Origin of the sequence: Streptomyces marokkonensis (genome assembly GCF_039539045.1) — a bacterium.
Classification (GTDB): Bacteria; Actinomycetota; Actinomycetes; order Streptomycetales; family Streptomycetaceae; genus Streptomyces; species Streptomyces marokkonensis.
Genome location: NZ_BAABCQ010000278.1, coordinates 1 through 5869, shown reverse-complemented (window position 1 = coordinate 5869; position 5869 = coordinate 1). Strand labels below are relative to the sequence as shown.

2 protein-coding genes are annotated in these 5869 nt (G+C 73.1%); both read left to right on the top strand.

Annotated elements, in window-relative coordinates; translation table 11 throughout:
* Window positions 1–4: 4 nt before the first annotated feature.
* Window positions 5–3520: an SDR family NAD(P)-dependent oxidoreductase gene (locus ABEA26_RS34600; RefSeq protein ID WP_345597857.1), complete on the top strand. Its 3516-nt coding sequence runs from the start codon at window positions 5–7 to the stop codon at window positions 3518–3520.
* 98 nt (window positions 3521–3618) lie between these two features.
* Window positions 3619–5869: type I polyketide synthase (locus tag ABEA26_RS34595; protein ID WP_345597855.1), on the top strand; the 2251-nt coding region annotated here is incomplete at its 3' end.

Here is a 5869-nt window from a genome sequence, read left to right as displayed (position 1 = left end):
GGGGGTGGTGGGGGGGGGTGTGGGGGGTGCGTTGGAGGAGTTGGAGGAGGAGTTGCGGGGTGAGGGGGTGCGGGTGCGTCGGGTGCCGGTGGATTATGCGTCGCATTCGGTGATGGTGGAGGGGGTGGAGGGGGAGTTGTCGGGGGTGTTGGCGGGTGTGTCGCCGGTGTCGTCGGTGGATGCGGCGAAGGTGTCCGGTGGGGTGGGGGTGGAGTTCTGGTCGACGGTGTCGGGTGGGGTGGTTGATACGGGTGTGTTGGATGGTGGGTACTGGTTCCGTAATTTGCGGGAGCAGGTGCGGTTTGAGGAGGTGACGCGGGGTCTGCTGGGTTCGGGGCGTCGGGTGTTCGTGGAGATGAGTCCGCATCCGGTGTTGGGGTTCGTGGTGGCGGAGACGATGGGTGCGGTGGGTGCGGATGGTCTGGTAGTGGGGTCGTTGCGTCGTGGTGAGGGTGGGTTGGATCGCTTTCTGCGGTCGGTGGGTGAGGTGTACGCGGGTGGTGTGGAGGTGGACTGGGCTGCCGCGTTCGACGCGGGCAGCGCGCGGCGGACGGAGCTGCCGACGTATCCCTTCCAGCACCAGCACTACTGGCTGACGGCCGAGCGCGCCGAGGGCGACGCCTCCTCCGCCGGCCTCACGCCCACCGGGCACCCGCTGCTCGGCGCCGCCGTCGACCTCCCCGGCACCGGCAGCACGGCCTTCACCGGCCGCTGGTCGACCCGCACCCACCCCTGGCTCGCCGACCACGCCGTGTGGGGCACGGCCCTGCTGCCCGGCACCGGTTTCGTCGACCTGGTCCTCACCGCCGGCGCCGAGGCCGACTGCGGCGCCCTCGAGGAACTCGTCATCGAGGCGCCCCTCATCCTCCCCGAGGACGGCGGCATCCAGGTGCGCGTCGAACTCGCCGCACCTGATGAGTCGGGCCGCCGCGCCGTCTCCGTCCACTCCCGGCTTGAGGGCGACGAACCCGACTGGACCCGCCACGCCGTGGGCACGCTCCTGCCCGAGGACCTCGAGTCCGGTGAACCCGCCCTCCCCTGGCCACCGGCCGGCGCCACCGCCGTACCCGTCGACGTCGACACCGTGTACGCGGGGCTCGCCGAGCGCGGCTACGAGTACGGCCCCGCCTTCCAGGGCCTGCGCGGCGTCTGGACCCGCGACGACGAGATCTTCGCCGAGGTCGCGCTGCCCGAGGAACAGAGCGAGGACGCGGGGAACTTCAGCCTCCACCCCGCCCTGCTCGACTCCTCGCTGCACGCCCCGCTGATCTACGGCACCGGACTGCCGCGCCTGCCCTTCTCCTGGAACGGCATCACCCTGTGGACCCGCGGAGCCTCCCGGCTGCGTGCCCACTTCGTCCCCGCGGGCGAGGAGACCTGGCAGGTCACCGTCACCGACCAGACCGGCGCACCGGTCGCCCGCATCGACGCCCTCATCGGCCGCCAGGTGACCCAGGAGCAGCTCGCCGGCGCCCGGCTGGCCCGCGAGACCGGCTCCTCCCGGCTTGACAACTGGATCTACGGCACGGCCTGGCCCCCCGCCGAGAACACCGACCGGGCCGCCGCACCCACCGGCACCTGGCTGGTCGCCGTCCCCGCCGGCCACACCGGGCACCCGGCGGTCACCGCGTCCCTCACCGCCCTCGAAGGCCGCGGCGCCGACGTCGTACCGCTGTCCGCGGCCGCCGGCGGCGCCACAGACCGGGAGGCGTTCGCCGCCCTCCTCACCGGCGCGGCCACGGACCGGGACGCCGTCACCGGCGTCCTGTCCCTGCTCGCCCTCGACGAGACCGGCCGGCCCGGTCACCCCGGCGTCACCGGCGGACTCGCGGCCACCCTCGGCCTCGTCCAGGCGCTCGGCGACACCGGCATCGACGCACCGCTTTGGATCGCCACCCAGGGAGCCGTCGCCACCTCTCGCACCGACCCGGTGCGCAACGCCGGCCAGGCCGCCCTCTGGGGCCTCGGCCAGGTCGCCGCGCTCGAACATCCGGGTCGCTTGGGCGGACTCGTCGACCTCCCCGCCGACCTCGCCGACGACACGGGCGACCTGCTCGCCGCGGTCCTCGGCGGCGGCAGCGGCACCGAGGACCAGCTCGCCCTGCGCGCCGGCACGATCCTCACCCGCCGCCTGGAACGGACCCCGCTGTACCGGCCGCAGCCCGACGAGGCACCCTGGCGGACCACCGGCACCGCGCTCGTCACCGGCGGCACCGGAGCGCTTGGCGGCCACGCCGCCCGCCGGCTGGCCGCGGCCGGCGCCGAGCACCTGGTGCTGACCAGCCGCCGCGGACCCGACGCCCCCGGCTCCGCCGAACTGACCGCCGAACTCACCGAAGCCGGCGTCCGCGTCACCGTGGCCGCCGTCGACGTCACGGACCGGCAGGCCCTCGAGGACCTGCTGGCGAAGCTCGCGGCGGACGGCGACACCGTCCGCACCGTCGTCCACGCCGCCGGCGTCAACGGCTTCGGCGCCCTGGACGAGACGACCCTCGACGACTTCGGCGCCGTCGTGTCGGCCAAGGTGGCGGGTGCCGCCCACCTCGACGCGCTCCTCGGCGACATCCCCCTGGACGCCTTCGTCGTGTTCTCGTCCATCGCCGGGGTCTGGGGCAGCGGTACCCAGAGCGCCTACTCCGCGGGCAATGCCTACCTGGACGCCCTCGCCGCCCGCCGGCGGGGCCAGGGCCGCGCCGCCACCGCCCTCGCCTGGGGCGCCTGGTCCGGCGGCGGCATGGTCGACGCCGCCTCGGCACCGCAGCTGCGCCGTCAGGGCATCGAGGCCGCACGCCCCGAACTGATGCTGACCGCCCTCGACCGCGCCCTGACCGGTGACCAGAGCGGCCTCACCGTCGCCCACATCGACTGGAAGCGGTTCCACGCGGCGTTCACCACACCCCGGCCGTCCGCGCTCCTCCAGGGCGTCCCGGAGGTCCGCCGCATCGCCGCGGCCGAGGCCCGTGCCCGGCGTGCCGACCTCGCCACGGCCGGCTCCCTGCGCGAACGCCTGGCCGGACTCGAGGAGGGCGCCCAGAGCGCGATCCTGCTCGACCTGGTCCGCGCCGAGACCGCCGTCGTCCTCGGCCACCAGGACACCCACGCCATCCACCCGGACCGGGCCTTCCAGGAGCTCGGCTTCGACTCGCTCACCGCCGTCGAACTGCGCAACAAGCTGTCCGCCGCCACCGGCCTGCGGCTGCCCGCCACCCTGCTCTTCGACCACCCCGCACCCGCCGTGCTCGTCACGCACCTGCGCGAGGCCCTCGCACCCGAGAGCAGCCCAGCCCTGCACCGCGCGGTCGTCGAGGTCGAGAAGCTCAGGACCGCCCTCGCCTCCGTGCCCGACGACCGGGCGGTCCGCGCCCAGGTCACCGCCGCCCTCCAGGTCCTGCTGGCCAAGTGGTCGCCGCCCGCCGCGGAGGACGGCCTCGACGACGACCTCGAGTCGGTCACCGACGACGAGGTCTTCGACATCATCGACAACGAGTTCAACGACTTCAACGAGTTCAACGATTCCTGACGGCGCCGGTCCGCCGATCCCGTCCGATCCGCCGGCCCCGGCGGATCCCGCCGCCCGCCCCGCCGTCAGAAGTCTTTCTCTAGGAGCTGACCTTCTCCATGTCCGACGACAAGAAGTACCGCGAATACCTCAACAAGGCAGTCGCCACCGCTCGTCAGGCGACCCGTCGGCTGCGAGAGGTCGAGGAGAAGGCGTGGGAGCCCATCGCCGTCGTCGGTATGGCATGTCGTCTGCCGGGCGGAGTGACCTCGCCCGAGGACCTGTGGCGGATGGTGGCGGACGGCGTCGACGGCATCACCCCCTTCCCCGACGACCGCGGTTGGGACCTGGCGGGCATGTACGACGCCGACCCCGAAGCCCCCGGCAAGTCCTACGTCCGTGAGGGCGGGTTCCTCGACGACGTGGCCGGCTTCGACGCCCCGTTCTTCGGGATCTCGCCGCGCGAGGCCGTCGCGATGGACCCGCAGCAGCGGCTCCTCCTGGAGACCTCCTGGGAGGTCTTCGAACGCGCCAACATCGACCCCACGTCCCTGCGCGGACGCAGGATCGGCCTGTACACCGGCGTCATGCACCACGACTACGCGCCGCGCGTGCGCAAGGTCCCGGAGGACCTGGAGGCGTACCTCGGGCGCGGCAGCACCGGCAGCTTCGCCTCCGGCCGCGTCTCCTACACCCTGGGCATCGAAGGCCCCTCGGTCACCGTCGACACCGCCTGCTCCTCGTCACTGGTCGCCATCCACCTCGCCATCCAGTCCCTGCGCTCCGGCGAGTCCGAGATGGCGCTGGCCGGCGGTGCGGCCGTGATGGCCGACAGCAAGATGTTCGTCGAGTTCTCCCGCCAGCGCGGCCTCTCCCCGGACGGCCGCTGCCGCGCCTTCGCCGCCGGCGCCAACGGCACCGGCTTCTCCGAGGGCGTGGGCGTGCTGCTCCTGGAGCGTCTGTCGGACGCCCGCCGCAACGGCCATGAGGTCCTCGCCGTCGTGCGCGGCAGCGCCGTGAACCAGGACGGCGCGTCCAACGGCCTCACCTCGCCCAACGGCCCCTCCCAGCGCGACGTCATCCGGCAGGCCCTGCAGAACGCCCGCCTCTCGCCCGGTGACATCGACGTGGTGGAGGCCCACGGCACCGGCACGTCCCTCGGCGACCCGATCGAGGCCCAGGCCCTGATCGCCACCTACGGCCAGGAGCGCCCCGAGGACGGCCGGCCCCTGTGGCTGGGCTCCCTGAAGTCCAACATCGGACACGCCCAGTCGGCCGCGGGCGTGGCGGGTGTGATCAAGATGGTGCAGGCGATGCGGCACGGGGTGCTGCCGAAGACACTGCACGTCGACGCCCCCACGCCCGAGGTCGACTGGACCGAGGGAGCGGTGGAGCTCCTGACCGAGGCCCGCGACTGGCCGGACGCGGACCGGCCCCGCCGCGCCGGCGTCTCCTCCTTCGGCCTCAGCGGAACCAACGCCCACGTCATCATGGAACAGGCCCCGGCACAGGAGCCCGCGGAGCCGGACACCGACGGCGGCGCCGACACGCCCCCGGTGGTCCGGGGCACCGTCGCGCAGACCGCGGTCCCCGCCGCCCCGGTGCCGCTGGCACTGTCCGGCAAGACCCCCGAGGCCCTGCGCGCGCAGGCGAGCCGGCTCGCGGCCTTCCTGGCGGAGCGCCCCGGAGCCGCGCTGCCCGACGTCGCCCTCTCCCTGACGTCGCGCACGGTGTTCGACCATCGCGGTGTTGTCGTCGCCCGTGACCACGAGGAGGCGGTGGAGCGGTTGGTCGCGCTCTCCGTCGGCGGCTCCGCGCCCGCTCCGGGTCATGTTTCCGACGGTGTGGTGTTCGTGTTTCCGGGTCAGGGGGCGCAGTGGGTGGGTATGGCGGTGGGGTTGTTGGCGGAGTCGGTGGTGTTCGCGGAGTGGATGGGGCGTTGTGGGGAGGCGTTGGCGCCGTTTGTGGAGTGGTCCTTGGTGGATGTGCTGGGTGATGAGGAGGCGTTGGAGCGGGTGGATGTGGTGCAGCCGGTGTTGTGGGCTGTGATGGTGTCGTTGGCGGGGTTGTGGCGGTCGATGGGTGTGGAGCCGGTTGCGGTGGTGGGTCATTCGCAGGGTGAGATCGCGGCTGCGTGTGTGGTGGGTGGGTTGTCGTTGGGCGATGGTGCGCGGGTGGTGGCGGGTCGGTCGCGGGTGATTGCGTCGTCGTTGGCGGGTGGGGGTGGGATGTTGTCGGTGGCGTTGCCGGTGGGTGTGGTGGAGGGGCGTTTGGGTGCGGGGTTGTCGGTTGCGGCGGTGAATGGTCCGTCGTCGGTGGTGGTGGCGGGTGTGGTGGGTGCGTTGGAGGAGTTGGAGGAGGAGTTGGAGG